This window comes from Caulobacter sp. KR2-114 (assembly GCF_049446115.1).
In the GTDB taxonomy this organism is placed as follows: Bacteria; Pseudomonadota; Alphaproteobacteria; order Caulobacterales; family Caulobacteraceae; genus Acaudatibacter.
In genome coordinates this window covers 167,224-193,465 of the sequence record NZ_JBMSEC010000003.1, presented here as the reverse complement: position 1 = coordinate 193,465, position 26,242 = coordinate 167,224, and the positions used below count along the sequence as shown (strand labels likewise).

Annotated in this window: 28 protein-coding genes; 11 read left to right on the top strand and 17 right to left on the bottom strand. The window is 71.1% G+C overall.

Annotated features, from left to right (window positions below):
* Positions 1-2 precede the first annotated feature (2 nt).
* Entirely contained in the window at positions 3-701 is a 699-nt protein-coding gene (locus ACO2Q3_RS13275) for a glutamine amidotransferase-related protein (RefSeq protein ID WP_423307183.1), read from the top strand.
* Positions 702-974: 273 nt separating this feature from the next.
* Positions 975-2,522, top strand: a complete 1,548-nt coding sequence (locus ACO2Q3_RS13270; RefSeq protein ID WP_423307181.1) for a sulfotransferase — start codon at positions 975-977, stop codon at positions 2,520-2,522.
* Here ACO2Q3_RS13270 and ACO2Q3_RS13265 read toward each other — a convergent pair.
* The 5 genes from ACO2Q3_RS13265 to ACO2Q3_RS13245 form a co-directional block, all read right to left on the bottom strand.
* Positions 2,481-3,113, bottom strand: a complete 633-nt coding sequence (locus ACO2Q3_RS13265) for a response regulator transcription factor (RefSeq protein ID WP_423307179.1) — start codon at positions 3,111-3,113, stop codon at positions 2,481-2,483. The genes ACO2Q3_RS13270 and ACO2Q3_RS13265 overlap by 42 nt on opposite strands.
* On the bottom strand, positions 3,110-4,774 hold the full coding sequence (locus tag ACO2Q3_RS13260; protein ID WP_423307177.1) for a sensor histidine kinase: 1,665 nt from the start codon (positions 4,772-4,774) through the stop codon (positions 3,110-3,112). Before ACO2Q3_RS13260 ends, ACO2Q3_RS13265 begins: the two co-directional genes overlap by 4 nt.
* The gene (locus tag ACO2Q3_RS13255) at positions 4,771-5,412 is read right to left on the bottom strand and encodes a response regulator transcription factor (RefSeq protein ID WP_423307175.1); all 642 of its coding nucleotides are present in this window, start codon (positions 5,410-5,412) and stop codon (positions 4,771-4,773) included. Before ACO2Q3_RS13255 ends, ACO2Q3_RS13260 begins: the two co-directional genes overlap by 4 nt.
* 174 nt (positions 5,413-5,586) lie before the next feature.
* Complete coding sequence (gene hemF / locus ACO2Q3_RS13250; protein WP_423307173.1) at positions 5,587-6,471, bottom strand: oxygen-dependent coproporphyrinogen oxidase; 885 nt, start codon at positions 6,469-6,471, stop codon at positions 5,587-5,589.
* A 19-nt stretch (positions 6,472-6,490) separates the two neighbouring features.
* A complete protein-coding gene (locus ACO2Q3_RS13245) occupies positions 6,491-6,961 on the bottom strand; it encodes a tRNA (cytidine(34)-2'-O)-methyltransferase (RefSeq protein WP_423308001.1) in 471 nt (156 codons plus the stop codon).
* Between the two features lie 221 nt (positions 6,962-7,182).
* Between ACO2Q3_RS13245 and petA the strand changes: the two genes are divergently transcribed.
* Genes petA through ACO2Q3_RS13230 form a run of 3 tightly spaced genes read left to right on the top strand, consistent with a single transcriptional unit; the run spans position 7,183 to position 9,897 of the window.
* A complete protein-coding gene (gene petA / locus ACO2Q3_RS13240; RefSeq protein ID WP_423307171.1) occupies positions 7,183-7,737 on the top strand; it encodes a ubiquinol-cytochrome c reductase iron-sulfur subunit in 555 nt (184 codons plus the stop codon).
* Between the two features lie 6 nt (positions 7,738-7,743).
* The gene (locus ACO2Q3_RS13235; RefSeq protein WP_423307169.1) at positions 7,744-9,033 is read left to right on the top strand and encodes a cytochrome b; all 1,290 of its coding nucleotides are present in this window, start codon (positions 7,744-7,746) and stop codon (positions 9,031-9,033) included.
* Positions 9,034-9,039: 6 nt separating this feature from the next.
* The gene (locus ACO2Q3_RS13230; RefSeq protein ID WP_423307167.1) at positions 9,040-9,897 is read left to right on the top strand and encodes a cytochrome c1; all 858 of its coding nucleotides are present in this window, start codon (positions 9,040-9,042) and stop codon (positions 9,895-9,897) included.
* A gap of 207 nt (positions 9,898-10,104) precedes the next feature.
* Here ACO2Q3_RS13230 and ACO2Q3_RS13225 read toward each other — a convergent pair whose 3' ends face one another.
* Positions 10,105-10,923, bottom strand: a complete 819-nt coding sequence (locus ACO2Q3_RS13225) for a hypothetical protein (RefSeq protein WP_423307165.1) — start codon at positions 10,921-10,923, stop codon at positions 10,105-10,107.
* 61 nt (positions 10,924-10,984) lie between these two features.
* Between ACO2Q3_RS13225 and ACO2Q3_RS13220 the strand changes: the two genes are divergently transcribed.
* Genes ACO2Q3_RS13220 through ACO2Q3_RS13210 form a run of 3 tightly spaced genes read left to right on the top strand, consistent with a single transcriptional unit; the run spans position 10,985 to position 12,937 of the window.
* Positions 10,985-11,863 carry an S-methyl-5'-thioadenosine phosphorylase gene (locus ACO2Q3_RS13220; RefSeq protein WP_423307163.1) on the top strand — a complete coding sequence of 293 codons (879 nt, stop codon included), beginning with the start codon at positions 10,985-10,987 and terminating at the stop codon, positions 11,861-11,863.
* The gene (locus ACO2Q3_RS13215) at positions 11,860-12,414 is read left to right on the top strand and encodes an adenine phosphoribosyltransferase (RefSeq protein WP_423307161.1); all 555 of its coding nucleotides are present in this window, start codon (positions 11,860-11,862) and stop codon (positions 12,412-12,414) included. The genes ACO2Q3_RS13220 and ACO2Q3_RS13215 overlap by 4 nt, the downstream gene beginning before the upstream one ends.
* Positions 12,415-12,466: 52 nt before the next feature.
* Entirely contained in the window at positions 12,467-12,937 is a 471-nt protein-coding gene (locus ACO2Q3_RS13210) for a hypothetical protein (RefSeq protein ID WP_423307159.1), read from the top strand.
* Positions 12,938-12,941: 4 nt separating this feature from the next.
* On the opposite strand, the gene ACO2Q3_RS13205 is transcribed toward ACO2Q3_RS13210, so the two are convergent.
* The 8 genes from ACO2Q3_RS13205 to ACO2Q3_RS13170 all read right to left on the bottom strand — a co-directional run bounded on the left by ACO2Q3_RS13205 (position 12,942) and on the right by ACO2Q3_RS13170 (position 20,188).
* Positions 12,942-13,622, bottom strand: coding sequence for a dienelactone hydrolase family protein (locus tag ACO2Q3_RS13205; RefSeq protein ID WP_423307157.1), 681 nt, complete (start codon positions 13,620-13,622; stop codon positions 12,942-12,944).
* Between the two features lies 1 nt (position 13,623).
* On the bottom strand, positions 13,624-14,301 hold the full coding sequence (locus ACO2Q3_RS13200) for a dienelactone hydrolase family protein (protein ID WP_423307155.1): 678 nt from the start codon (positions 14,299-14,301) through the stop codon (positions 13,624-13,626).
* A gap of 247 nt (positions 14,302-14,548) precedes the next feature.
* Entirely contained in the window at positions 14,549-15,646 is a 1,098-nt protein-coding gene (ychF, locus tag ACO2Q3_RS13195) for a redox-regulated ATPase YchF (RefSeq protein ID WP_423307153.1), read from the bottom strand.
* Between the two features lie 202 nt (positions 15,647-15,848).
* Complete coding sequence (locus ACO2Q3_RS13190) at positions 15,849-16,595, bottom strand: hypothetical protein (protein WP_423307151.1); 747 nt, start codon at positions 16,593-16,595, stop codon at positions 15,849-15,851.
* Between the two features lie 56 nt (positions 16,596-16,651).
* Entirely contained in the window at positions 16,652-17,272 is a 621-nt protein-coding gene (gene pth, locus ACO2Q3_RS13185) for an aminoacyl-tRNA hydrolase (RefSeq protein ID WP_423307149.1), read from the bottom strand.
* 32 nt (positions 17,273-17,304) lie between these two features.
* Positions 17,305-17,916 (bottom strand): 50S ribosomal protein L25/general stress protein Ctc, encoded by a 612-nt coding sequence (locus tag ACO2Q3_RS13180; protein ID WP_423307147.1) that lies wholly within the window; start codon positions 17,914-17,916, stop codon positions 17,305-17,307.
* 158 nt (positions 17,917-18,074) lie between these two features.
* On the bottom strand, positions 18,075-19,148 hold the full coding sequence (locus ACO2Q3_RS13175) for a hypothetical protein (RefSeq protein ID WP_423307145.1): 1,074 nt from the start codon (positions 19,146-19,148) through the stop codon (positions 18,075-18,077).
* A gap of 104 nt (positions 19,149-19,252) precedes the next feature.
* Complete coding sequence (locus tag ACO2Q3_RS13170; protein ID WP_423307143.1) at positions 19,253-20,188, bottom strand: ribose-phosphate pyrophosphokinase; 936 nt, start codon at positions 20,186-20,188, stop codon at positions 19,253-19,255.
* Between the two features lie 160 nt (positions 20,189-20,348).
* Here ACO2Q3_RS13170 and ACO2Q3_RS13165 point away from each other — a divergent pair, with 160 nt between their 5' ends.
* On the top strand, positions 20,349-20,786 hold the full coding sequence (locus ACO2Q3_RS13165) for a GNAT family N-acetyltransferase (protein ID WP_423307141.1): 438 nt from the start codon (positions 20,349-20,351) through the stop codon (positions 20,784-20,786).
* Here the strand turns inward: ACO2Q3_RS13165 and pgeF are convergent, their stop codons facing one another.
* From pgeF to lgt, 3 genes are read right to left on the bottom strand one after another with little or no spacing between them, the layout of a single operon-like run.
* On the bottom strand, positions 20,787-21,563 hold the full coding sequence (gene pgeF / locus ACO2Q3_RS13160) for a peptidoglycan editing factor PgeF (RefSeq protein ID WP_423307139.1): 777 nt from the start codon (positions 21,561-21,563) through the stop codon (positions 20,787-20,789). It lies immediately after the preceding gene.
* The gene (locus ACO2Q3_RS13155) at positions 21,560-22,681 is read right to left on the bottom strand and encodes a class I SAM-dependent methyltransferase (protein WP_423307137.1); all 1,122 of its coding nucleotides are present in this window, start codon (positions 22,679-22,681) and stop codon (positions 21,560-21,562) included. The genes pgeF and ACO2Q3_RS13155 overlap by 4 nt, the downstream gene beginning before the upstream one ends.
* Positions 22,668-23,636 (bottom strand): prolipoprotein diacylglyceryl transferase, encoded by a 969-nt coding sequence (gene lgt / locus ACO2Q3_RS13150; RefSeq protein ID WP_423307999.1) that lies wholly within the window; start codon positions 23,634-23,636, stop codon positions 22,668-22,670. The genes ACO2Q3_RS13155 and lgt overlap by 14 nt, the downstream gene beginning before the upstream one ends.
* Before the next feature lie 154 nt (positions 23,637-23,790).
* Here lgt and ACO2Q3_RS13145 point away from each other — a divergent pair, with 154 nt between their 5' ends.
* Both ACO2Q3_RS13145 and ACO2Q3_RS13140 read left to right on the top strand, forming a co-directional pair.
* Positions 23,791-24,330, top strand: coding sequence for a CHRD domain-containing protein (locus tag ACO2Q3_RS13145; RefSeq protein WP_423307135.1), 540 nt, complete (start codon positions 23,791-23,793; stop codon positions 24,328-24,330).
* Positions 24,331-24,959: 629 nt separating this feature from the next.
* A complete protein-coding gene (locus ACO2Q3_RS13140; protein ID WP_423307997.1) occupies positions 24,960-26,165 on the top strand; it encodes an elongation factor Tu in 1,206 nt (401 codons plus the stop codon).
* Positions 26,166-26,242 lie beyond the last annotated feature (77 nt).

Sequence of the window (26,242 nt, the reverse complement as noted above, 5' to 3'; positions counted from 1 at the left end):
CCATGAAGATCGGCATCCTGGCCGCCGGCCGTCCCCCCAGCGCCCTGATCCCCGAGTTCGGGGACTATCCGTCGATGTTCCGCAGCCTCTTGGCCGCCGGCGGCCACGACTGGGCGACCTATGACGTGCAGGCGGGCGGCTACCCCGGCGCGCTCGCGGAATGCGAGGCTTATATCGTCACCGGCTCCTCCAGCGGGGTCTACGATCCGGACCCCTGGATCGGCGAACTGCGCGGCTTCCTGCGCGCCGCGCGTGGGCAGGTTCCGCTGGTGGGCGTGTGCTTCGGCCACCAGATCATTGCCGACGCCTTCGGCGGGGTGGTGATCAAGTCGCCCAAGGGCTGGGGCATCGGCCTGCACCATCATGCCCTCCGCCAGGGCGCCGCCTGGCTGGACGACGTCCCGGACTATGCCCTGGCCGCCTCGCACCAGGACCAGGTGGTCGAGGCGCCGCCAGGCGCTACGGTGCTGGCGGGCAGCGACTTCTGCCCGTTCGGCATGCTGGACTACGCCGGCGACCGGGCCATGTCGCTGCAGTTGCACCCGGAGTTCGACCCCGGCTATGCCGGCGCCCTGATCGAGGGGCGGCGGGGCGTGCGCTTCCCCGAAGCCCAGGCCGACGCCGCCATCGACAGCCTGAAGGCGCCCAATGACAACGCCCGCGTGGCCCGCTGGATCGAGGCGTTCCTGGCCCGCGCCTGAATTGCGCGACCGGCGGCTCCGTTCCGGCCGCCGCCGACACGACCGCCGCGGCGCCCGCCGACGCGGCGCCCACTTCGGAGCAGCGCCCTTGTTTCAAGGGGTTTGCCGTCCTGTAACCTTGTTCATTCAGGCGTGAGTAGTTCTACGGATTTACGGTCCGCGGGGGTCAGGTCTTAGCTGAGCTTACGAACGGCGGCGCTTCGGGGAGGGCGCTGCGGTTCGCCGAGTCTGTGCTTCGTTCCCAGTCGAGCCTCCCGACAAATGACATACCCCGTGAACCGTCAAACCCTGGCGCTGAGTCATATCGAGGAAGGCCTGCGGCATCTGGAGGCCGGCGCCCTGGAGCAGGCGCGCCTGGCGTTCGAGACTGCGGGAGCCCTCAGCCCTAACCTGGCCGACGCCTACTATCACCTGGCGCGCACCCTGGTGCTGCAGGCGCGACGCGAAGAGGCCGAGGCGGCCGCGCGGGCGGGTCTGCAGTCTGAGCCCCGGCACCCCGGCTGCGCCCACATCCTGGGCCTGATCATGGCCGAGGGCGAGCGGCTCAGCGAAGGGCTGGTGTGGCTTCGCGTGGCGCATGAGGGCGCGCCGGGCCACGCGCAGGTGGCGCGCGACCTGGGCGTCGTGGAGCTGTTCCTCGGCCACCTGGACGACGCGCGCCAGCACCTGATGGCGGCCATCAAGCTGGACGTGCAGGCGCACGAGGTGCTGTTCAACCTCGTGCGGATCACCGACATGTCGGCGCCCACGGAAGAGGTCGAACTCCTGATGTCGGGCATGCGTCGCCTTGCCGGACAGACCGAGCCGCCGCTGGATCCCAAGCTGGCCATTCAGGTCTTCTATGGCCTGGCGAAGGCCTACGAGGATCGCGGCGAACCGGACGAGGCGTTCGCCTGGCTGCAGCGGGCCAACCGCGCGCGCCGCGCGGCCGTCGACTACGACTGCGCCGCCCACATCCGCCGGCTGGAGCGCACGGCCGAAATCTTCGACGCCGGGCGCATCGCCGCCCTGGCCGGCGCCGGCCAGATGACCGACCGGCCGATCTTCGTCGTCGGCATGCCACGCTCCGGCACGACCCTGGTGGAACAGATCATCAGCGCCCACCCCGACGTCTACGGCGCGGGCGAGACACCGACCCTGCTGAACATTCTCGTGCAGTCGACCGGGCCAGGCGGCGCGCCGTTTCCGGAGTGGGGCGCGAACATGCTGCCGCCGGACTGCCTCAACCTCGGCGGCGCCTATCTCAACAATCTGCCCGCCGGGCCTGCCAGCCAGACGCGGACCACCGACAAGCGGCTGGAGAACGCCGAGTTCCTCGGCCTCGTGCACCTGATGCTGCCGAACGCGCCGATCGTCTACGTCCGGCGCGACCCGCGGGACATGGCCTTCTCCTGCTACGCCCTGCTGTTCAGCGAAGGTCAGGACTGGAGCTACGACTTCGCCGACCTGGCGGCCTACTGGCGCGCGCACGAGGCGCTGATGGCGCACTGGAAGGCCGTGCTGCCGCCGGGGCGGATCCTGGAGGTGTCGTACGAAGCTCTGGTCGCCGACCTCGACACCGAGGTGCGGCGGATCATCGAGCACTGCGGCCTCGCCTGGGACTCCGCCTGCCTGGACTTTCACCGTTCGCGGCGCGGCGTGCGTTCGGCCAGCGCCGCCCAGGTGCGCCAGCCGATCTACGACACCTCGATCGGGCGCTGGCGACCGTTCGCGGCGCATCTGCAGCCGCTGTTCGACGCCATGGGCCTGCCGCCGGAAACGGAAGTCGCCAGGACCGGCTCAGGCCGGGCCAAGGCGAAGGGCCATGCGGACAAGGTCTGAGAGGCTTCTGGCTTCCATCTTCTCCATCACCCGGGCGCGGTGATTCTCCACCGTCCGGACGCTGATGGACAGGCGCGCGGCGGTCTCGGCGTTGGAAAGCCCCTCGGCCACCAGATCCATCACAGCCGCCTCCCGTTCGGTCAGCGAGGCGCGCCGGGCGCGCAGGACCTCCGTCTGCGTCCCCGCCTGCCGCGTCCGCGCCCGCTGGTCGAGCGCCCGGCCGATGGCGTCGAGGAAGGCGTCGCTGTCGAACGGCTTTTCCAGAAAATCGCAGGCGCCGGCCTTCATGGCCTCCACCGCCATCGGCACGTCACCGTGGCCGGTGATCACCAGCACGGGCAGGTCGGCCGCTGCCTGGCGAAGATGCCGCAACAGATCCAGGCCGCTCGCCCCCGGCATGCGCACGTCGGTGACCACGCAGCCGCTGGTCTGCGGGTCGAAGCGCCGCAGGAAGCTTTCGGCGTCGGCGTGCGCCCGCACCGACAGGCCGGCGGCCTCGGCCAGCATGGTCAGGGCGCGACGGATCGCCAGGTCGTCGTCGATGATGTGCACGGCGTTGCTCGTGCGCGCCTCGGCGCCCCGCGTCGTCACCGCGCAGGCTCCGGCGCCGCGGGCAGGGTGAAGCGCAGCACGCACCGGCCGGGACGGTTCTCCGCGAGGCTCAGCACGCCGCCATGCAGCTCCACCAGGTTGCGGCTGATCGCCAGGCCCAGGCCCATGCCACGCTCCTTGCCGGTCACCAGGGGGTCGAACAGGCTTTCGGCCAATTCGTCTGGCACGCCAAGGCCGGAGTCGCGAGTCTCGATCTCGACGCCCGCTGCCGTGCGCCGCGCCACCAGCTTGACCACGGGCGGCCCGACGCTGGCCGCGGCGACCGAGTCCAGGGCGTTCTGCAGCAGGTTCACCAGCACCTGCTCGATCTGGATGCCGTTGACCAGCACCTCGGGGAGGTCGCGGTCGATCACCTTGAGCAGCCGTGCGCCCACGCGCCGGCGCTGCGGCTCGACCAGGTCCACGGCGTCCCGGATCAGGTCGTCGATGGCCAGTCTCGCCCGGGCGCTCTCAGGCCGGCCGACGAAGCGGCGCAGGTTTCGCACGATGGCGCCGGCTCGCTCCGACTGGCGGACCGCGCCCTCGAGGGCTTCGGCCAGCCGCGGGTCAGCCCCCTCGCCGGAGGGCGCGCGCTGGGCCAGCGTCTGGGCGGTGCGGGCATAGGCCACGGCGGCCAGCAGCGGCTGGTTCAGTTCGTGCGCCAGGCTGGCGGCCATCTCCCCGGCCAGAGACAGGCGCGAGACGCGCGCCAGGGCGTCCTGCCGCTGCCGCAGGCTGGCCTCCGCCTGCCGCCGCTCCGCCACAGCCACAGCCAGGTAGAGGCTGGACACCGCCAGCGCCAGGAGGCGGATCTGGTAGTTGAAGCTCAGCCCTGCCGCATCGGGCCGGTGCAGCAGGAAGACGATCAGGCCGGTCTGCACCGCCACATTGCCCAGCGCCGTTCGCAGCACCCCGCCGCGCAGGGCGATCCACATCTGCGGCAGGAACAGCACGTAGAAGTAGCGGAAGGCGTCCGCCTGCACCGGCGGCGCCACCAGCACGCAAGCGGCCACCAGGGTGGCGAACTGCGCCGCGGCCTCCAGCAGTTCGCGACGCTCCAGAGGCGTCGGCGCCTGGCGCAGGCCCAGCGCCAGCGGGGCGATCATGCACACTCCGGTCACCGACGCGGTGAGCCGTTCGCCGAAGGCCGCCGCCGAGATCGAGGCGAGGCTCGCGCCTCCGCCGCCGGCCAGGGCGGCGACAACCCCGTCGACACCCGCCCGCGCCGCCGCCGCCGCGGCGGCCGCCAGCAGGATGGCCGACAGCCGGGACTGCCGGCCGATCGTCACCCAGCCCCGGTGGCGCAGGGCCATGGTCGCCAGGGCGTATGTGACGGACAGGGAGAGCGCGCTCGCCAGGTCCGCGCCCATGGGCGCGTGCGGGCCGCCGGTGCGACCGGAGACGAACTCCGCCAGCGCGACCACCGGCGCCAGCCAGGGACCCTCGATCAGCAGGGCGACGAAGGCGAGGCCGCCGGACAGGTCCCACGGCGCCGGCAGCAGCGGCCCCGGCGCCAGGCGGCCGTCCAGGTGATCGAGCAGCCAGTAGGCGAGCGCGAAGCCGATCCAGAGCCCGGCGCGACGCAGGCCAAAGGATGGCGCCGCCGCCGGGCGCCCGCGCGCGCGGCTCCCGCTGGCGGCCTGCGCCTGGCCGGCGCTCACTGTGGCGCGCGCGCGGCGCCCGTGGCCTCGCCTTCGCCGAGGCGGAGGGTCTGGCGGATTAGGTCTGTCAGGTTGGCCGCGCCCATCTTGTCCATCACCCGTGCGCGGTGGTTTTCCACCGTCCTGACGCTGATGCCAAGGGCGGCGGCGACGGCGTTGTTCGACAGGCCGTCGGTGATCAGGGCCATCACCTGGCGCTCGCGATGCGACAGCCGCTGGGCGCGCTCGCGCAGCCGGGCCAGCGAGTCGCGGGCGTCGGCCCGCTGGCGCCGGCGCTTGGCGGCCTCGGCGAGGGACTGGGCGAAGGCCGCGGCGCGCACCGGCTTCTGGATGAAGTCCACGGCGCCGCCCTTCAGCGCCGCCACCACCTGGGCCACCTTGCCCGCGCCGCTGACCATGATCACCGGCAGGTCGGGGTCGCGACCGGCTATGCGGTCCATCAGGTCCAGGCCGTCGATGCCCGGCAGGTTCAGGTCGACCACCACGCAGCCGGCGCTGGCCACCTCGGCGTCGGCCAGGAAGTCTTCCGCGGTGGCGTGGGTCAGGGCGGCGTAGCCGGCGTCCATCGCCATGTCCGCCAGACACTCGCGCACCAGGGCGTCGTCATCGACGATATGGATGGTCGGCGAGGCCTCCACGATCCGCCCTCCCGTGCGACGTCCCCAGGTGTGACCGAACTGGCACGCGCCAGATCCGACATTCCGGCGCGGATCGGGCGACGCGGCCGTGAGCAGCGGTGAGGGGGCATTGTGGCGGCATGTGGACGGTGGAGCGCAGCCACCGTCATGCGCCGCGCCGCGACGGCGGAATGCCTAGGGCCACGCCACCGTCGGCGGCATCGACGACAGCATGGTCTCGATGTTGGCGCCCATCTTGAAGCCGAACATGGTGCCGCGGTCGTAGAGCAGGTTGAACTCGACATAGCGGCCGCGTCGCCAGAGCTGCTCCTCGCGCTCGGCCTCGGTCCAGGGCTCCAGCATCCGCCGGCGGGCGATCTTCGCATAGACGTCGAGGAAGGCCTCGCCCACGTCGCGGGTGAAGGCGAAGTCGCGTTCGAAGTCGCCGCTGTCGTGGTGATCGTAGAAGATCCCGCCGATGCCGCGTGGCTCGTTGCGATGCGGCAGGAAGAAGTACTCGTCGCACCATTGCTTGTACTTCGGGTGCCACGCCGGATCGTAGCGGTCGCAGACGGCTTTCATCGCCGCGTGGAATTCCGCCGCGTCCGGCGCATCCTGGCTGCGCTGGTCGCCCAGCACCGGCGTCAGGTCCGCGCCGCCGCCGAACCAGCCCTGGGCCGTGGACAGAAAGCGGGTGTTCATGTGCACCGTCGGCACCCGCGGCGAGCGCGGGTGAATGATCAGGCTGATCGAGGCCGAGACATAGTTGGGGTCCTTGTCCGCGCCCGGCATGGTCTGGGCCATCTCCGGCGTGAACCGGCCGTTCGCGGCCGAGGTGTGCACCCCGGCCTTCTCGAACACCCGCCCGCGCATGAAGCCGCCGATGCCGCCGCCGACGCCGGTCGGGCGCGTCCAGGGCTTCTTCTCGAACCGTCCGGGTTCGGCCGGATACAGGCTGGCGGGCGCCTCGGCCTCGATCGCGTCCAGCTCGGCGCCGATGCGGTCCTGCAGGGATTCGAACCAGACCTTGGTCCGCGCGCGGCGGTCCTCGGCCAGGGCTTTCAGGTCGGTGTCGCTCATGCCTGCGGCGATAGCGCGTTCAGTCCCCGGCGGGAACGGGAAAACCGCCCGTCTGGCGCAGCGCCTCGCCCAGCGCCATGGCCGCGGCGGCGACCACGTTCATCGACCGCGCGCCGCGGGCCATCGGGATGAACAGGCGCGCCTGCGCCCTGGCGTGCACCGCCTCGGTCACCCCGGCGCTCTCGCGCCCGAAGATCAGGGTGTCGTGCGGCTGAAAGGCGAAGTCGTGATAGGGCTGGGCGCCTAATGTGGTGAACAGCACGAGGCGGCCTTCGCCGCGGTCCGGATGATTGTCGAAAGACGACCAGCCATCATGGCGGGTGATCTTCGCCAGAGGCTGGTAGTCCAGGGCCGCGCGCTTCAACGTGCGGTCGTCAATCGGGAACGCACAGGGTTCGATCACGTCCAGCCCGACGCCCGTACAGGCGCAAAGTCGGATGGCCGCCCCCAGGTTTTGCGGAATGTCTGGTTGAAAAAGCGCGAGACGCATTCTAAGCGAACCGACCACAAGAGCCTGCTGGGGCGGGATGACTCGACGGCGACCTTTTTGCGGCAATGCGCCGCAGGGGGCCGGCGAGGCTCGCCGCAGCTAGTTGTTGCGCAAGGCCCGTATCCCAAGCACTGGATCGGGTCGAGATAGAGGGCGCCCCTGGGGGCGAAAGTCGAGTTCCGCCACACTTCACGGCGGGGCGCATCGAGGGTGAGCTGAAGGTGGCTGACAGCCTAGCGGACTCTGCTTCCAATCCGGGCCATGCCGGGGACGATCCCAGCCGGCGCGATTTCATTCACATCGTCGCAGCGGCGGCGGCGGTCGGCGGCGCTGCGGCGGTCGCCTGGCCGCTGATCGACCAGATGAACCCTGCGGCGGACACCCTGGCCCTGGCCTCGGTGGAATTCGACCTCAGCAAGGTCGAGCTGGGCCAGGAGGTGACGATCGCCTGGCGCAAGCAGCCCCTGTTCATCCGGCACCGGACGCCCAAGGAGATCGCCGAGGCGGTCGCCGGCGACCACGCCGACCTGAAGGACCCGCAGACCGACGCGGACCGGGTCAAGGCCGGCCACGCCGAGTGGCTGATCCTGCTGGGCAGCTGCACGCACCTCGGCTGCGTGCCCCTGTTCGGCCAGGGCGAGTACGGCGGCTGGTTCTGCCCGTGCCACGGCTCGGTGTACGACACCTCCGGCCGTATCCGGAAAGGCCCCGCGCCGCTGAACCTGGTGGTGCCGGAGTACGCCTTCCTCAACGATAAGACCGTGAAGATCGGGTAGGGGCTGATGACCGCACATTCGACCTATGAGCCCAAGACGGGCATCGAGCGCTGGCTCGACACCCGCCTGCCGATCGTGCGTCTCGGCGTCGAGATGCTCGATTTCCCGACCCCGAAGAACCTGAACTACTGGTGGACCTTCGGCGGCATCCTGACCTTCTGCCTGCTGACCCAGATCGTCACCGGCGTCGTGCTGGCCATGCACTACCAGGCGGGCGGGGCTTCGGCCTTCCTGTCGGTCGAGCAGGGCATCATGCGCGACGTGAACTACGGCTGGCTGATCCGTGGCATCCACGCCAACGGCGCGTCGATGTTCTTCATCGCCGTCTACATCCACATGTTCCGCGGCATGTACTACGGGTCCTACAAGGCCCCGCGCGAGCTGCTGTGGCTGCTGGGCTGCGTGATCTACCTCCTGATGATGGCCACCGCCTTCATGGGCTACGTGCTGCCGTGGGGCCAGATGAGCTTCTGGGGCGCCAAGGTGATCACCAACCTGCTGGGCGCCTTCCCGATCATCGGCAAGCCGATCACTACCCTGCTGTGGGGCGGTTTCGCGGTGGACGATCCCACGCTGAACCGCTTCTTCTCGCTGCACTACCTGCTGCCGTTCCTGATCGCGGCGGTGGTGGCCCTGCACATCTGGGCCCTGCACGTGCCGGGCAACAACAACCCCACCGGCGTCGAGGTGCAGACCAAGGCCGACACCGTGCCGTTCCACCCGTACTATACGGTGAAGGACGGCTTCGCGATCGCCCTGTTCCTGATCCTGTTCTCGGTGTTCATCTTCTACGAGCCGGACGCGCTCGGCCACGCCGACAACTTCATCGCCGCCAACCCGCTGGTGACCCCGGCGCACATCGTGCCCGAATGGTACTTCCTGCCGTTCTACGCGATCCTGCGCGCCATCCCGGACAAGCTGTCGGGCGTGATCGCCATGTTCGGCGCCATCGCCATGCTGTTCATCCTGCCCTGGCTGAACACCTCCAAGGTCAAGTCGATGCGCTATCGGCCGACCATGCGGGTGTACTTCCTGATCTTCCTGGCCGTCTGCCTGGTGCTCGGCTGGTGCGGCGCCCAGCTGCCGGACGACCCGGTGATCCCCGGCGTGCACACCTTCACCCTGGTGGACAGCGACCTCAACAGCTACGTCTGGCTGAGCCGCATCTCCACCCTCTACTACTTCGCCTACTTCCTGCTCATCACCCCGATGCTCGGCCTGCGGGAGACCCCGCTGCCGGTGCCGGACTCGATCTCCAAGCCCGTCCTTTCGGGCGAAGCCGCCAAGAAGGACTGAGGCCCCATGCTGCGCAAGCTCACCGTACTCGCGGCGGCTGTCGGCCTGGCCCTCGCCGCCGCCCCGGCCCTCGCGGCCAGCACCCACAAGGAGCCGGAAGGCCCTCCGGGCGGCTGGTCCTTCGAAGGCCCCTTCGGCCAGTATGACCAGGAACAGCTGCAACGCGGCTACAAGGTCTACCGGGAAGTCTGCTCGTCCTGCCACTCGATGAACCTGGTGGCGTTCCGCAACCTGGGCGACCCGGGCGGCCCGTTCTGGGACCCGAAGTACAAGTCCTCGGTTGAGAACGGCTACGTCAAGGCGATCGCCAAGGACTACCAGATCGCCGACATCGACCGCGACACGGGCGATCCGATCAAGCGTCCGGGAACCCCGGCCGATCACTTCGTCGCCCCGTTCGCCAACGAGGCGGCGGCCCGCGCGTCCAACGGCGGCGCCCTGCCGCCGGACATGTCGCTGCTGGCCCGCGCCCGTGAAGGCGGTCCGGCCTACATCTATTCGATCGTCACCGGCTATGTGACGACGCCGCCGGCCGGCCTGAAGGTGCCGGCGGGCAAGTTCTACAACCCGTTCATGCAGGGCGACCTGTCGTCGTTCTGGACCGGGCAGGGCCCGGCGCCGGAAGGCGGCTTCATCGCCATGCCGCCGCCGCTGGCGGACAACAAGGTGCAGTTCGACGACAAGTCGCCCAGCGACCTGAAGTCCGAGGCCAAGGACGTCGCCGCCTTCCTGATGTGGGCCGCCGATCCGAAGATGGAGGAGCGCAAGCAGACCGGCCTGGCCGTGATGATCTTCCTCGTGCTGTTCAGCGGCATCCTCTACGCCAGCTACCGCGCCCTGTGGCGCAACATCGACCACCACTAGGTCGATCTTCAGCATCTGAGACTTCAGCCGGCGGGGCCCTCGGGCTCCGCCGGTTTTGCGTTTGGGAGCAGGTCTTCGCTGGAGCCCCCATCCCCGGCTTCGCCGGTACTTCCCCCAGAGGGGGAAGAGAACTCAAGCTGCAATGCCCGCTCTCTTCCCCCTCTGGGGGAAGTACGGCCGAAGGCCGGGATGGGGGCTCCAGCGACCTCAGCGCGCCAGCGTCATCCAGCCGCCCGGCCCGTCCAGCGTGATCCGGTAGCGCGACCACACCGCCAGGCCGATCGCGCCGGCGAGGTCCGTCGGCGGCTTGGGCAGCAGGCCGGCCGGGGTCGCCTCGAACAGCTCGCCGCCCACCTCCAGCGCCCGGATGCGCGCCGGCAGCTGGAAGCGCCAGGTGGGGTCGACCTTGCGCCGCAGGGGCGGCGAGAAGCTGGTGTCGGCGGGCGAGAAGCGGGTTCCCATCGAGGCGGTGTCCACCGCGTACCAGCCGGACCGCAGGCGCGTCCCGTCGCTGGCTGTCGCCGCCACCGCCGCCGCCCCGTCCACCGTCTTCAGCGCCAGGCGCCCTCTCGGTGGCCGCCGCCGGCCGCCTGGACGCCCGCTGGAGGCCTGCAGCGTCAGCCGGCAGGGGGAGAAGGCGATCGTCACCCGATAGCGCCCCAGCACGTCCCAGCCGACCACCCCGTTGATGGTGGTGGGAAACCGCACCGCCCGCTCGTTGAGGTTGGTCAGCGGCATCTCGAAGCCGGATATCCGTTCGCCGGCCAGGCGCAGGTCCCGCACCGCGGTGGGCGCGTCGATGCCGTCGGCGTTGGCCCGGTCCTCCAGCAGCAGGCTCTTCGGCGCCGAGGCGTCGATGATGAAGTCGCCGGCCATGTCGCCGAACGCCGCCGGCGCGACCACGGCGCCGTTCTCGTACCAGCACTGGATCTGCGCGGCGCGGGCGCCGCCGGCCCAGGCCAGCGCGAGCCCGGCGGCGGCGAGCCCGGCGCAGGCCGGCGGGGCGAAACGAAGCGACGCACTCATGCGCAGACGATAGCCAAGCGCCGCCGGCTCGGCGATAAGGCGCGTGCTGACGGAGAGGCATATGGCTGAATGGGTTCTGGGCGTGATCGGCGGCTCCGGTCTGTACGAGATCGAGGGGCTGCAGGATCCCCGCTGGGTGAAGATCGACAGCCCCTTCGGCGCCCCCTCCGACGAGCTGCTGACCGGCTCGCTGGGGCCGGTGAAGCTGGTGTTCCTGCCGCGCCACGGCCGGGGCCACCGCCTGCCCCCCAGCGGCCTGAACTTCCGCGCCAACATCGACGCGCTCAAGCGCGCCGGCTGCACCGACGTGATCAGCCTCTCGGCCGTCGGCTCCCTGCGCGAGGCGCTTGAGCCCGGGACCTTCGTGGTGGTCGACCAGTTCATCGACCGCACCTTCGCCCGCGAGAAGAGCTTCTTCGGCGAGGGTCTCGTGGCGCACGTGTCGATGGCCGAGCCGGTCTGCCCGCGCCTGTCGGCCTTCGCCGCCGACGCCGGCCGCGCCGCCGGCGCGCGCATCATCGAGGGCGGGACCTACCTGTGCATGGAAGGGCCGCAGTTCTCCACCAAGGCCGAGAGCGCCCTCTACCGGTCGTGGGGCTGCGACGTCATCGGCATGACCAACATGCCGGAGGCCAAGCTCGCCCGCGAGGCCGAGCTGCCGTACGCGTCGATCGCCATGGTCACCGACTACGACTGCTGGCGCGAGGATTTCGAGCACGTGCAGGTCAGCCACATCCTGGAGGTGCTGCACGGCAACGCCGACCTGGCGCGCGACCTCGTGCGCCGTATGGCGCAGAGCCTGCCCGCCCGGCGCGAGCCCTCGCCGATCGACACCTGCCTCGACACCGCCCTGATCACCGCGCCGCAGGCGCGCGACCCGATGGCCGCCCGGCGGCTGGACGCGGTCGCCGGCCGGGTGCTGGGGAACCTCGCCAAATGAACGCCTTCACCCCCGAGAGCCGCATGAACCTCCGCGACATCATCCGCACCATCCCGGACTATCCTAAGCCCGGGATCATGTTCCGCGACATCACCACCCTGCTGGGCGATGCGCGCGGCTTCCGCCGGGCGGTCGACGAACTGGTGCAGCCGTTCGCCGGCATGAAGATCGACAAGATCGCCGGCATCGAGGCGCGCGGCTTCATCCTGGGCGGCGCCGTCGCCCACCAGCTGTCCGCCGGCTTCGTGCCGCTGCGCAAGAAGGGCAAGCTGCCGCACAAGACCCGGGTGGTGGAGTACGCCCTGGAATACGGCACCGATTCCATGGAGATGCACCTGGACGCCGTGCATCCTGGCGAGCGGGTGATGCTGGTGGACGACCTGATCGCCACGGGCGGCACCGCCCTGGCGGCGGTGGACCTGCTGCGCGGCGCCGGCGCGGAGATCGTCGCGGCCTGCTTCGTCGTCGATCTGCCCGAGCTGGGCGGCGCGGCGAAGCTGAAGGCGGCGGGGGTGCCGGTCTCGACCCTGGTGGACTTCGCCGGGCACTGAACGCGCCGCGCCGGCCCTTTCATCGCCGCATCCGGCCCCCAGATAGGAGCGCATGACGTTCACGCCTCCCTGGCGCATGTTCCGCCGCATGCAGGACAGCGCCGTCGCCGCCGCGGCGCTGATCTATGCCGGCGCCGTGGCCCACGCCTGGCGGGTGCTGCCGGGCGCCCCGGCGCTCAAGGCCGAGCTGACCCTGCTGTTTCCCGGGGTGTTCTTCGCGCTGACCCTGGTCGCCTGCCTGGTGGTGCCGCTGCTGCGGGGGGCGTTGTCGCGGCACGTCTGGATCAGCTTTCGCACCGGCTTCGGCCAGAGCGTGATCTCGGTGCTGGCGGTGATCGCCGTGCTCGCCGGCGCGGCGGGGTTCATCTACTGGCAGACGCACGCCGTCGCCAGCGGCGGGCGCTACCCTGCCGGGGTGTTCTCCGGCTACGGGGCGGGCATCGGCCTGCTGCTGGCCCAGGCGCTGCTGGTGCGCAGCCTGGAGCGCGACCCGGTGTTCCGCAGCCAGATCGAGCAGCGCTGAGCGATCACATCTCGCTGCGCCCGCCGCCGTTCTGGGCGAACAGCTGCAGGGTGCGCAGCCGCGCCAGGCGCGCGGCGTCGGCGTCGTAGTCGGCGCGCCGGTCCGAGAAGAAGCCATGGCCGGCGTCATAGACATAGGTCGGCGTGTCCGGATGCGCCTCGCGGATGCGATCCACGACCTCCATCGGAATGGAGGCGTCGCGGCGCCCGAAGTGCAGGATGATCGGGCACTTCGGCGTCTCGTCCAGCAGTTCGGGGATCCGCCGGCCATAGAAGCTGGAGGCGGCGGCGACACCCTCCACCCGGCAGGCGGCCAGCCAGGTGGCCGTGCCGCCCCAGCAGTAGCCGGCGACGAACACCGGCGGCTTCAGCGCCGCCACCGCGGCGGCCAGGTCGCCGGCTACCTCGTCCCACGGCGTCTCCTGCGACAGGCGCACGCCCTCGGCCACGTCGGCCGGGTCATAGCTGGCGGAGAAGCCGGGGCTGCGCCGGTCGTAGAGGCTGGGGGCGATGGTCTCGTAACCGTCGGCGGCGTAGCCGTCGGCCAGCTCGCGGATGTGGTCGGTGACGCCGAAGATCTCCTGGATCAGCACCAGGCCGCCGCGCCGGGCGTCGTCCTGCCGCGCATGGTAGGCGCCGAAGGCGAAGCCGTCGGCGGCGCTGGTCAGGCGGATCGCCTCGCCCACCTCAGAGGGCGCCGTTGGCTTCGAACAGGGCCAGGGTCCGCTCGCGCGCCAGCCGGGCGTCGTCCGGGTCGCTGTCCGGCCGGCCGTCGTTGTTGAAGCCGTGGCCGCTGTTTTCGTAGATGTACACCGGGACCTGGGGCTGCTCGGCGTTCAGCTTGGCCTTCACCTCGTCGGCGGGGATGTGCCCGTCCTTGCGGCCCAGGTGGCAGATCACCGGGCACTTCGGCGTCAGGTCCGCCGCGCCGGCCACGCCGCCGCCGTAGTAGCTCGACCCGGCCGCCAGACCCTCCAGCCGGCCGGCCGCCTGCCACACCATCGTCCCGCCATAGCAGTAGCCGACGATGAACACGGGCCCCTTGTCCTTCAGGGTGGCGATGGTGGCGGCGATGTCGGCCAGGGCGTCTTCCGGCTTGGCCTGGCGCACCACGGCGAAGGCGCGGGCCATGCCGGCCTCGTCGTGACCGGACGAGAAGCCCGGCTCGATGCGGTCGTACATCGACGGCGCCACGGCCTCGAAGCCGAGGGCGGCCCAGCGCTCGACGTCGGCCTTGACGTACTGGTCGATGCCGAAGATCTCCTGGATCACGATGACGCCGCCGCGGCGCTTGCCGACGGGGGCGCCGTGATAGGCGGCGAACTCGAAGCCGTCGCCGCTCTTGATCTTGATGAACTCGGCCATGCGCCGTCCTCCCTGGGGTTGCAGGCTTCCTAAGGCGCCGGAGGGCCGGGCGGCAACGCAGGGATTCTAAAGCCGGCGCGCGGTTCGCGATCAGGGGGGTGACAGGAGGTCCGCGCGCCGGCCCGGCCCAGGGTTGCAGGACCGCGACCATGCTGCGCCGCCACGGCGCCGCCCGCGCCCTACGAAAGGGGGGATGGGCACGCCCTCTCCCCCAGAGGGGGCGAGGGCTATTGGCGGCGCGCGGCGGCTAGACGTTGAAGCGGAAGTGCATCACGTCGCCGTCCTTGACCACGTATTCCTTGCCCTCGCTCTTCAGCTTGCCGGCGTCGCGCGCGCCGGCCTCGCCGTTGAGGGCCACGTAGTCGGCGTAGCCGATGGTCTCGGCGCGGATGAAGCCCTTCTCGAAGTCGGTGTGGATCACGCCGGCGGCCTGGGGCGCGGTGGCGCCCACCGGGATGGTCCAGGCGCGGGCCTCCTTGGGGCCGACCGTGAAATAGGTCTGCAGGCCCAGCAGGGCGTAGGCCTCGTGGATCAGGCGGTTCAGGCCGGGCTCTTCCAGCCCGAGGGTCTCCAGGAACTCGGCGCGCTCGGACGGGTCCAGCATGGCGATCTCGCTCTCGATCTTGGCCGAGATCACCACCGACTTGGCGTTGTCGCGCGTGGCCCGCTCGGCCACCGTGGCCGACAGGGCGTTGCCGCTGGCCGCCGAGTCCTCGTCGACGTTGCAGACATAGAGCGCCGGCTTGGAGGTCAGCAGCTGCAGCATGCGCCAGGCCTTGTCGTCCTCGGCCGACACCTCGGCGGCGCGGGCGGGGCGTCCGGCGTTGAGCTGTTCCAGGGCCAGCTTCACCAGCTTCAGGGTCTGGGCGCTTTCCTTGTCGCCGCCCTTGGCCCGCTTCTCCAGGTTCACCACCCGCTTTTCCAGGCTCTCGAGGTCTGCCAGCATCAGCTCGGTCTCGATGATCTCCAGGTCGCCCAGCGGATCGACCCGGCCCTCCACGTGGGTGACGTCGCCGTCCTCGAAGCAGCGGGCGACGAAGGCCACGGCGTCGCAGTCGCGGATGTTGGCCAGGAACTGGTTGCCCAGGCCCTCGCCCTTCGACGCGCCGCGCACCAGCCCCGCCACGTCGACGAAGTTGATCCGCGCCGGGATGATCTCCTTGGACCCGGCGATCTTCGCCAGCACGTCCAGGCGCGACTCGGGCACCGCCACGTCGCCGACGTTCGGCTCGATGGTGCAGAACGGATAGTTGGCCGCCTGGGCGGCCGCGGTCTGGGTCAGGGCGTTGAACAGGGTCGACTTGCCCACGTTGGGCAGGCCGACGATGGCGACTTTCAGGGCCACGTCAGTCTCTTCATTTCGATTGGGTCGCGCGACCTAGCACAGGATGGCGTGCGAGGCGAATAGGCGCGTCGCGAGCCTCCGCCCACGTTGTGGGGCTTGCCGGTTCACCCCTCTCGATGAAGCGCTTGGGTCGCCCTTCTCCCCTTGCGGGAGAAGGACCTGAAACAACTGCCCAGCCTGGGACGTACGAACACGGGCGAGACTAACCCACCGCCTGGGCGGCCAGGTCGCGCCAGGTCTTGGCTTCGGCGCGGAAGGCGCCCTTGGTGCGGGCGGCGCGCTTGTCGATCTCGGCCAGCATCTCGCGCGCCTCGGGCTTGCGGCCGGTGCGGGCCAGGAAGGCGGCGTAGCGGGCCAGGCCCTCCAGCCCCGGCAGGCGTTCCGACGCCCACTTGAAGGCCGCCTCGGCCTCGGTGTTGCGCCCCAGGCCCTCGTAGGCGCGGGCCAGCGTCAGGCTCTCCTGTGGGCTGGGCGAATGGTCGGGCAGGGCGTCGAGCTGGTCGAGCAGGGGCAGGGCCTCGGCGGGGCGGTTCAGCTCCACCAGCGCCGTGGCGCGGCCCAGCAGCAGGGTGGGGTCCTCGGCGTGGATGCCGCGGGTCGCCTCGGCGTAGAGCTGCTCGGCTTCCGCCCAGCGGCCCAGCCCGGCGGCGGCCTGCGCCAGGCGCATCTGGTTGGCGACGGTCGGGGCGTCGTCGACCAGCTGGCGGGCGGCGCGGTACTCGCGGGTCGGGTCCAGGGTGGCGCGCGCCGCCTGGCCCAGGCGCCGTGCGGTGGTCCCGCCGAACGTCTCGGGCAGCACGATGGCGATCAGGTAGACCAGCCCGCCCAGGGGCTGGAACGCCAGGATGATCCACAGCCAGTACATCTGCTGGTTCGTGCGCACGACGTGCACGCACAGCAGGATGGCGAACACCAGCGATACGCCGAACAGGCCGAACGGAAGGCTCATTGCGCCCATGAGGATCCCCTAGCTGTCCCGGCTATCCCATGCACGCTCGGCGAGCGTCAATCGCCCCCGCGGGCGTGCGCCCGCGGGTCGAGCTTGGGCGCCGGCGCCAGGCGCAGAACCTCGGCCTGATAGCGCTCATCGTCGCCAGCGGCGAGGAAGGGCAGGGCGTCGGCGCAGGCGTCGATCAGGGCGTTCACCCAGATCATCTCCACCTTGTGGAAGTCCGACAGCACGTGGTGCTGGACCAGATCCTTGTGGCCCGGGTGGCCGGTGCCCAGCCGCGCGCGGCGGAAGTCGGCGCCGATGTGGGCGGTGATCGAGCGGATGCCGTTGTTGCCCGCCGCCCCGCCGCCAGTCTTCATGCGAAAGCGCCCCTCGGCGAGGTCGATCTCGTCGTAGAAGGCGACCACGTCGGCCGGGGTCAGCTTGTAGAACTTCATGGCCTCGCCCACGGCGCGGCCGGTGTCGTTGTAATAGGTCTGCGGCTTGAGGATCAGGGCCTTGACGGCCCCGTCCGGGGTCGGGATCGAGCCCTCGCAGGCCAGGCTCTGGAAGCGGCTCTTCTCAGGCCCGAAGTTCCAGCGCCGGGCGATGGCCTCGACGGCCATCATCCCGATGTTGTGCCGGTTCTTGGCGTATTTGGAGCCGGGATTGCCCAGGCCCGCCAGGATCAGCATGGCGTCCTCGCGGGAGCGGCCGCCCGAGGCGATCAGGCCTCGGCGGCGCCTTCAGCTTCGGCGGCTTCTTCCGACTGCAGGGCCGACGACGTCGCGATCGAGGCGACGGTGGCTTCGCGGTCGTGCGCGGAGAGCTGAGCACCCTTGGGCAGGTTCAGGTCGGCGGCGCGGATCGCGTCGCCGATGTCCAGGCCCGTCAGGTCGGCCACCAGTTCCTCGGGGATCTGGTCGGCCGGCACCATCAGCTCGATCTCGTGCACCGCGATGTTCAGCACGCCGCCGCGCTTGATGCCCGGCGAGGCTTCCTGGTTGCGGAAGTGCACCGGGATGGAGATGCGCACCAGCTGGTGCTCGTCCACGCGGTACAGGTCGAAGTGCACCGGCTCGTCGGTGACCGGGTGGAACTGGATGTCCTTGGCGATGACCGGCTGGGTCTCGTCGCCGTACTTCAGGGTCACCAGGTGGCCCAGCAGCTTGCCGGTGAACAGCGCCTTGCGGAACTCGTTCGACTTCACGGCGATTCCCACGGGGGCCTTGGCGCCGCCGTACAGCACGCCCGGCACCTTGCCGGCGTTGCGCACGGCGCGGGCGGCGCCCGTTCCGGTCTGTTCGCGGACTTCAACGTTCAGGACGATATCGGCCATGGCCTTGCCTCGGAAACGAAAACCGCCGCGCGAGGGAGCGCCCGCACGGCGAGGAGTTAGCGGCCGGTTCAGGGCCAGAAAAAGGGTGCGGCTAGATACACGCCCTTGGCGGCGATTGCAACGGCGCCGGCCGATTCAGCGCGGACCGGCCGACGATCTCAGCGATGGCGTCGCACCGGCTTGTGCGCGCCGCCCCTGACCGGCAGCAATTTCAACGGCTTGGGCGTGGGCAGCGAGATCACCCTCAGGCCCCCGCCGTTCAGCGCCAGGCACTGGCCGGTGTCGTACAGCATGTGCTGGCCCAGGCAGAAGATGTCCTCGTAGTGCGGCTTGGCCACCGCCAGGCACTGGTGGACCATCAGCTGCGCCGTGTGCAGGCAGTAGGCGGTGTTCTGCTCGGTGGTCAGGTAGGTCAGCCGCTGGTACGCCGCGTCGCCCGCCTCGCCCAGGGCGGCGAAGGCCGCCAGGGCCATCGCCTTGGCCACCAGGGGCGTCTCGTAGCGGACCACGGGCTCGGACCCGAGGCCCAGTGGCGCGCCGCCGGCGATGCCGCCCCGCAGGGCCGCCAGGGTGTCGGGGGCCGCCGCGCCGGAGCCAGCCGAGACCGACTTCACCGCCGCCAGCCGCCCCGCGGGGTCGAGCACGAAGCCCTTGGACCAGGCCTCGTGCTGCACGTCGTAGGCGGACTGCCGGGTCGCCGCGCCGGCGGCCATCAGCCGCAGGCCCGTGCCGCCGATCGCCGCCTTGGCGTTGTGCGCGGCCGCCTCCGCGCCCGGGAAGGTGAACACATAGGCGGGGTCGGCGATGAACCGGTTGAGCATCAGCCGGCGACGCTCGGGGTCCTGGCCCGCCGCGCGCAGCGAGGCCACGAAGGTCGGCTCTTGCAGGGCGGCGATGGCCCCGAACGCCGCGGCGCCGCGCACCAGGGCGGCGGAGTCGTAGGGCATGCCGTTGCGCACGGTGGTGGCCACCGTGGCGCCGTCGTGGAACATCGTCGGCAGCTGCGTGGCGCGCTGGGCATAGGCCTGGAAGGACGCTGCGTCGGCGATCATCCGGTCGTTCAGGCCCGGTGGCAGGAACGGCGGCGGCGGGGGCGGCGCATAGATCACCGGCGGCTCGGGCGGGGGCTTGGAGCGGGCGTCGCCCGGGGTGGCGCTCGCCAGCACCGCGAGGGCCGCGCCGGCGAGCAGCAGGACCGCGCGCGCGCCGGTCTTCTTAAGGCCCCGAATCATCCGGTTGCGGTCTCCCCATCTGAGGTCGCCGCGCTTGCCGCACGGTCCGGGCGAGAATGTGACGCGTCGCGCCCTGCGTCCAGCCGCCGCGGCGCCGTCCGCCGTCAGTCGAACAGCTTGGAGACCGATTCCTCGTTGGCGATCCGCCGGATCGCCTCGCCCAGCAGGGTCGCGCACGACACGCAGCGGATCTTGCCGCCCGGCTTGATGCGGCTGTCGCTCTCGATGGAATCGGTGATCACCAGCTCCTTGAGCACCGAGCCGGCCACCCGCTCCACCGCCGCGCCCGACAGCACCCCGTGGGTGACGTAGGCCGAGACCTCCTTGGCGCCGGCGTCCATCAGCGACTGGGCGGCGTTGCACAGGGTGCCCGCCGAATCGACGATGTCGTCGAACATGATCAGCCGCCGGCCGGCCACGTCGCCGATGATGTTGGCCACCTCGGACTGGCCGGGGGCGTAGCGGCGCTTGTCGACGATGGCCAGGCCGACGTGCAGCCGCGTGGCCAGCGCCAGGGCCCGCACCACCCCGCCGACGTCCGGCGAGACGATCAGCAGGTCGTCCGCCACCGGATAGTTCTCCTTGACGTCCGCGGCCATCAGCGGCGCGGCCTGCAGGTTGTCGGTGGGGATGTCGAAGAAGCCCTGGATCTGGCCGGAGTGCAGATCCATGGTCAGCAGCCGGTCGGCGCCGGCGCGGGTGATCAGGTTGGCCACCAGCTTGGCCGAGATCGGTGTGCGGCCGCCGACCTTGCGGTCCTGGCGGGCGTAGCCGAAGTACGGGGTGACGGCGGTGATCCGGCGCGCCGACGCGCGCTTCAGCGCATCGATGATCACCAGCAATTCCATGAGGTTGTCGTTGGCCGGATAGCTGGTCGACTGGAGCACGAACACGTCCTCGCCGCGGACGTTCTCGTCGATGGTCACCCAGGCCTCGTTGTCGGCGAAGCGCTTGACGCTGGCCTTGGTCAGCGGAAGGTCCAGGGACTGGGCGATGGCCTCGGCCAGGGGTCGGTTGGAGTTGCCGGCCAGCAGCTTCATGGTGCGAGTCCCCTTCGCGCGAGGGCTCGCCCCGCCCTCGCGCGAGGCTTCTAGCAGCGGTCCGCCCGGGGGCAAGCCCTGGCGCCCGATTCCGCCGAAACAGATCGTCGCGGCCGCGCCGGCCAGGGGCTAGATTGCCGCCGACGACAGGGGAGGCCTCTTGCCCGACTTCAGCATCCGCCGCGCGACGCGGGACGACCTGGCGCGCCTGACCGGGGTCGATCCCAGGCTGGACACGGAACCGGGCCGGGCGGCGCATCTCGCGCCGCTGCTGGACCTTGGCCTGTCCTGGGTGGCGGAGGCGCAGGACCGGCCGCTGGGATACGTGGTCGCCTCGACCCGCTTCTTCGATCGGCCTTTCGTCGATCTGGTGGTGGTGGCGCAGGACGCCCGTCGCCTGGGCGTCGGCACGGCGCTGATGGCCGCCTGCGAGGACCAGCATGACGACGACCGGCTGTTCACCTCGACCAACGAGTCGAACCAGCCGATGCGGGCGCTGCTGGCCAAGGCCGGCTACCGGGTCAGCGGCGTGATCGAGAACCTCGACCCCGGCGATCCGGAGCTGGTTTTCGTCAAGTTCCGGCCGGTGGAGCTCTAGTCAGAGGCTGATCGCCGACAGCAGCCGGCCGTAGTCGGCCTCGCCGCGCCGGAACGCGCGGCGGTTGGAGAAGAACAGCGCCTCCTCGGCGCAGGTGTCGTGGCCGACCCATTCGGCGCGCGCCACGCCGGCCCGGGCGAGCCGGGCGAGCACATAGCCCGGCAGGTCGAACTGGCGCTTGTCGGCGCTCTGGCCGGGGGCGAAGAAGCGGGCCGCGGCGGCGTCCTCGGCCGCGAAGGCCTGCAGGAACTCCAGCCCCACCTCGTAGGAAGGCTGGGCGATGCAGGGGCCAACGGCGGCGATGATGCGTCCAGGCCTTGCGCCGAGTCCGGCCATGGCCGCCACCGCGGCCTCGACCACCCCGCCCAGCGCGCCTTTCCAGCCCGCGTGAGCCGAGGCCACCACCCCGGCCTCGACGTCGGCCAGCAGCACCGGCGCGCAGTCGGCGGCCAGGGCGCCGCAGACCACGCCCGGCGTCGCCGTCACCACGGCGTCGGCCTGGGGCCGCTCGTCGCCCCACGGGCGGTCGGCGACCAGGGCGCGGGCGGAGTGGATCTGGTAGCAGACGTTCAGCGCCTCCGGGCCGGCGTCGAACACCGCCGCCGCGCGTCGCCGGTTCTCGGCCACCGCCGCCGGATCGTCGCCGGAGCCGCGCCCGACGTTGAGGCTGGCGTACAGCCCGTCAGAGACCCCGCCCAGGCGGCTGAAGAAGCCATGGCGCACGCCGGCGCTGGCCAGGAGGGCGGACTGGATCGGCTGCAGGTCGCTGGCGGTCATGGCGGCGTCGCGGTCATGGGGGGCTCGTCGAATCCCGGGGCTTGCAGGGCGTTGGAACAGATCGCCACGGCCTTGAACAGCGCGCCCATCTGGTCGTCGGAAACCAGCCGGTCCAGCTGGCGGCCGAGCCGCTCGGCGGCGTGCGGGTGGCGCGCGGCGAGGGCGGCGGCGCGCGCCTCGATCCCCAGACGCAGCAGGAACGCGCCCTGGGCAAGGCCCGGCGGCGTCGCGGCGCCGGCGGCCCGGGCGCCGGCCAGCAGGCTGGCGAAATCGGCGTGCACGGTCAGGTCCGCCTCGCCGGGCCCGGCCAGCGGGGGTTCCTTGCGATGACGGCGCAGCGCCTGCAGGGTGTCGCCTGGGGAGACGTCCAGCGCGCCATAGTCGATGAACAGGGCCGCCCCGCCGGCGGCGGCCAGCCGCCTGCCGACCGCCTCGCCCAGCGCCCTCGCCGCCGCCGATACCTCGACCACCGCGCCCGGCGGGGCGTCCGCCCATGCCGCGGGCGGCGCGAAGTCCCGCGGCAGGGCCGCCAGGCCGAAGGCGAGGTCGTCGCCCGTCGGCGCCAGGCCGACGCGGCGCTCGGCCCAGCGGCCATCGGCGCCGCGTACGAACTGGTCGGTGGGCAGGCAGTCGAGCAGCTCGTTGGACAAGAGCACCAGCGGCGCGTCGCCCGGCAGCTCGTCCAGCGTCGCCGCCCAGTGCACGCCGGCGCCCTCCAGCCTCGCCGACTGCAGCGCCTGCAGCGGGCCGCTGGCCTCCACCAGCCAGACCTCGGCGGCCGCCAGGAATCCTGGGGCGGCGCGGCCGGCGCGCAGCAGGTCGGCCATCAACGTGCCGTCGCCCGGCCCCATCTCCGCCAGCACGAAACGGGCCGGCGACCCCAGCCGCGCCCAGGTCTCGGCGGCCCAGAGGCCGATCAGCTCGCCGAACATCTGCGACACCAGCGGCGCTGTGACGAAGTCGCCGGCCTCGCCCAGGGCCGGGCGCGTGGCGTAGTAGCCGTCCAGCGGGTCGAACAGGCAGCGGGCCATGTAGGCCGAGACCCGCATCGGGCCCTCGGCGGCGATCTCGGCGATCAGGCGGGCCTTGAGCCGGCCGCCCGCCTCAGGCGGGCTCATGCGCGGTCGGCGGCGCGCCGGCGCCGGCGTCGTGGCCAGAGTCCGAGGCCGGCTCGGGCGGGGGCAGCGGCTGGCGCAGCGACCAGGCCAGCATCAGCGCCCCGGCCAGCACCATGGGCGCCGACAGCAGCTCGCCCACCGTCAGGCCCAGCGGCAGGTTCTCCAGCCCGGCGTCGGGGTTGCGCACCGTCTCCAGCACCACGCGGAACAGGCCGTAGAAGATCAGGAACAGCGCCGTGACCGCGCCGCGCCGGCGCAGCCAATGCCAGCGGTGGGTGGCCCAGCGCAGGATCAGGAACATCGCCACCCCCTCCAGCGCCGCCTCGTACAGCTGGCTCGGATGGCGGGCGATCTCGCCGGCGGGACAGCCGCCGCCGTTGTCGGCGCGGATGGTGTCGTTGCAGAACACCATGCCCCACGGCAGGTCGGTGGGACGGCCCCACAGCTCGCCGTTGATGAAGTTGGCCACGCGGCCGAAGAACTGGCCGATCGGCTCGCAGGCCACGACGATGTCGGCCAGGCGGAACAGGTCGACCTTGTTGAACCAGGCGAAGCCGATCATGGCCGCCAGCACGCCCAGCATGCCGCCGTGGAAGCTCATGCCGCCCTCCCACACCCGCAGCACGGTCAGGGGATCGTGCATCAGCGCCGCCCGGGCCTCGGGCAGCGGCAGCATGTAGAACAGCACATAGCCGATCCGCCCGCCCAGGATCACGCCCAGGGTCACCCACAGGATCAGGTCGTCGATCTGCAGCGCGGTCAGCGTGGCCGGCCGCCCGCCCCACAGCCTGACGTTCCTCACCAGGCCGACGGCGTAGCGCCAGCCCAGCAGGATGCCGGCGATATAGGCCAGGGCGTACCAGCGGATCGCCAGGGGGCCCAGGGTCAGCGAGCCGACCTTGAACGCCTTGATGTGGGTGAACGGCACCTCGCGGCCGATATTCGGGAAGATCAGGGCCATGTCCCTGCGTTTACGCGGTTCGCGCGCGGGTGGGGAGGGGGCTGCGCCGGATTTGCGCCGCGCCGAGCGTCCGATTTCGATTGCGCGCAAGGTAATCGGTTGCAAAGCTCAGGGTCCTCGCCGCAAACGGCTCCCGGAGGGCTTCGTGATGTCTCGTCTCTTCCTTGCCAGCCTCGCCGCCCTGGCTGCCGCCCTGACCTGCCTGGCCGGCCCGGCCGCCGCCCGGCAACTCGCCTTCACCGCCACCCTGGACGGACAGCACGCGCCCACCGACACCGGCTCGGACGCCACCGGCCAGGCGCGCATCGTCGTCGACACGGACACCCGCACCGTCGACCTGACCCTGGACGTGCAGGGTATCGCCATCGATGAACTTTGGAGCCGGCTGGCCGCCTCGCCGATGGGGCCGATCCACCTGCACCGCTACGGCTCGCACGACCGCTCCGAAGCCGCCAGCGTGGCCCTGGTGCTGCCCGTCCCCATGGGGCCGGCCTACAGCCCGACGCCGCACGGGTTCCACGTGGCGATGCAGGCCTATCCCTATGCGGCCGGCGCGGCGCTGCTGAAGTCGGGCGTCAGCTTCGACGACTTCCTGGCCTCGATGCAGGGCGGCCAGGTGGTGCTGAACATCCACACCAACGCCGAGCACGACGGCGAGATCAGCGGCGAGGTGGTTCCGGCGGGGTGAGCCTGCGCGTCCGCCCGCGCCCTTGAAACCGCGGGTGACCGATGTTATCTGCGCCGCTCGTTTTTCATGAGGCTCAGGGCCATGCCCGCTCTTCGGATCATCTGCGCAGCGCTGGACGCGACGGTTTCCGTCGCGCCGGCGTCCTATGGCGAAGCGATCTAGACCGCCTCTTGCATGACGAGGGGCGATCGGCCCCTCGGTGCGCTCCAAGCGAACCCTGGCAGGCCGGCCGCCTCCAGGGTTTTTTCATGGCCGGGCCGCTTCGGGCGACCCCGCCAAAGCTTGGAAGGACGGGCCGATGCGCCTGACGACCGAACGCAACGCCGCCGCCGACACGGCGCGCGCCCTGGCGCCGCGCGGCGCGGACTCGCGTCGATTTATCTCCTGAACCCGCCCCAGAGCTGACCCCTGGGGATCCGATCCGGATGCTCCAGGCCCCTCGCTGAAGGCCTGCTGACCCGGACGGTCGGCGGGCCTTCTTGCATTTCGGGACGAGCACGGGCGCGCGGCGCGCCGTCTTCGCCCCTTCCCCCATTGGTGCGCGCCAATACCCCAGCTGTCCGGGGCGGGCCTGGCCCGTCCGCTCCGGCGGCGCAGACGAGAGAGAAAGACAGGAGCGATCCATGTCCATCGAGACCAACAAGATCCCCATCGGCAAGACCCACGTCAACGTCGGCACCATCGGCCACGTCGACCATGGCAAGACCACCCTGACCTCGGCCCTGACCCAGGTGCAGGCGGCGCGCCTGGGCGGCCAGGCCCTGTCGTTCGACCAGATCGACAAGGCTCCGGAAGAAAAGGCCCGCGGTATCACCATCAACACGGCGCACGTGGAATACGAGTCCGAGACCCGGCACTACGCCCACATCGACTGCCCTGGTCACGCCGACTATGTGAAGAACATGATCACCGGCGCGTCGCAGATGGACGGCGCGATCCTGCTGGTCGACGCCACCAAGGGCGCGGCCAGGCAGACCATCGAGCACGTGCTGCTCGCCCGGCAGGTCAACGTCCGGCACATGGTCGTCTACGTGAACAAGATGGACGCCCTCGATCCGTCCGAGCGCGACGACATGCGCGAGCTGATCCAGATGGAGATCGGCGCGCTGCTCGCCGGCCAGGGCTACCCGGAGGCGGCCTTCGTGTTCGGCAGCGCCCTGAAGGCGGTCGAGGCGGTGCGCCGCGGCGACCTGGACGACCCGGACGTGCAAAGCGTGGTCGAGCTGGTGGCGGCCCTGGATCGGAGCATTCCGGACCCGGTGCGCGACTTCGCCAGCCCGTTCCTGATGCCGATCGAGGGGGTGCACACCATCCCCGGGCGCGGCACCGTGGTCTCGGGCCGGGTGGAGCGCGGCGTGCTGAAGGTGGGCGACGCGGTGGAGTTCGTCGGTCTCGACAACGGCGGGGCCGAGGTGATCGTCACCGGGACCCAGGCCTTCCGGAAGAACATCCCGGAAGCCCGGGCCGGCATGAACGTCGGCCTGCTGCTGCGCGGCCTGAAGCGCGACGACGTTCAGCGCGGCCAGGTGCTGAGCGCGCCGGGCGCCATCGCCGCCCACACGCGCGGGCGGGCTCAGATCTTCGTGCTCACCCACGAGGAAGGCGGCCGTCACACGCCGTTCGCCAGCGGCTACCGGCCCCAGCTGTTCTTCGGGGTCACCGACGTCACCGGCGTGCTTCGCACCGTCGATGGCGCCCAGGTGAGCCCCGGCGATCAGGCCGAGATCAGCTTCGAGCTGACCAAGCCGGTCGGCATCGAAAAGGGCGTCCGCTTCGCCATCCGCGAAGGCGGCAAGACCGTCGGCGCCGGCATGGTGACCGCGGTGGACGCCTGATCGGCCAACGCTGAGGCGCGGCCCTCGCTTCCGGTTCGACCGGGGGCGGGGGCCGTTTGCTTTTCAGCGCTCGGCGT

Bases quoted from the DNA above. Each gene is read 5' to 3' on its own strand.
- ACO2Q3_RS13275 (WP_423307183.1), top strand. From the start codon at position 3: ATGAAGATCGGCATCCTGGCCGCCGGCCGTCCCCCCAGCGCCCTGATC.
- hemF (WP_423307173.1), bottom strand. From the start codon at position 6,471: ATGAGCGACACCGACCTGAAAGCCCTGGCCGAGGACCGCCGCGCGCGG.
- ACO2Q3_RS13245 (WP_423308001.1), bottom strand. From the start codon at position 6,961: ATGCGTCTCGCGCTTTTTCAACCAGACATTCCGCAAAACCTGGGGGCG.
- ACO2Q3_RS13235 (WP_423307169.1), top strand. From the start codon at position 7,744: ATGACCGCACATTCGACCTATGAGCCCAAGACGGGCATCGAGCGCTGG.
- ACO2Q3_RS13230 (WP_423307167.1), top strand. From the start codon at position 9,040: ATGCTGCGCAAGCTCACCGTACTCGCGGCGGCTGTCGGCCTGGCCCTC.
- ACO2Q3_RS13225 (WP_423307165.1), bottom strand. From the start codon at position 10,923: ATGAGTGCGTCGCTTCGTTTCGCCCCGCCGGCCTGCGCCGGGCTCGCC.
- ACO2Q3_RS13220 (WP_423307163.1), top strand. From the start codon at position 10,985: ATGGCTGAATGGGTTCTGGGCGTGATCGGCGGCTCCGGTCTGTACGAG.
- ACO2Q3_RS13215 (WP_423307161.1), top strand. From the start codon at position 11,860: ATGAACGCCTTCACCCCCGAGAGCCGCATGAACCTCCGCGACATCATC.
- ACO2Q3_RS13210 (WP_423307159.1), top strand. From the start codon at position 12,467: ATGACGTTCACGCCTCCCTGGCGCATGTTCCGCCGCATGCAGGACAGC.
- ACO2Q3_RS13200 (WP_423307155.1), bottom strand. From the start codon at position 14,301: ATGGCCGAGTTCATCAAGATCAAGAGCGGCGACGGCTTCGAGTTCGCC.
- ACO2Q3_RS13190 (WP_423307151.1), bottom strand. From the start codon at position 16,595: ATGAGCCTTCCGTTCGGCCTGTTCGGCGTATCGCTGGTGTTCGCCATC.
- pth (WP_423307149.1), bottom strand. From the start codon at position 17,272: ATGCTGATCCTGGCGGGCCTGGGCAATCCCGGCTCCAAATACGCCAAG.
- ACO2Q3_RS13180 (WP_423307147.1), bottom strand. From the start codon at position 17,916: ATGGCCGATATCGTCCTGAACGTTGAAGTCCGCGAACAGACCGGAACG.
- ACO2Q3_RS13175 (WP_423307145.1), bottom strand. From the start codon at position 19,148: ATGATTCGGGGCCTTAAGAAGACCGGCGCGCGCGCGGTCCTGCTGCTC.
- ACO2Q3_RS13170 (WP_423307143.1), bottom strand. From the start codon at position 20,188: ATGAAGCTGCTGGCCGGCAACTCCAACCGACCCCTGGCCGAGGCCATC.
- pgeF (WP_423307139.1), bottom strand. From the start codon at position 21,563: ATGACCGCCAGCGACCTGCAGCCGATCCAGTCCGCCCTCCTGGCCAGC.
- ACO2Q3_RS13155 (WP_423307137.1), bottom strand. From the start codon at position 22,681: ATGAGCCCGCCTGAGGCGGGCGGCCGGCTCAAGGCCCGCCTGATCGCC.
- ACO2Q3_RS13145 (WP_423307135.1), top strand. From the start codon at position 23,791: ATGTCTCGTCTCTTCCTTGCCAGCCTCGCCGCCCTGGCTGCCGCCCTG.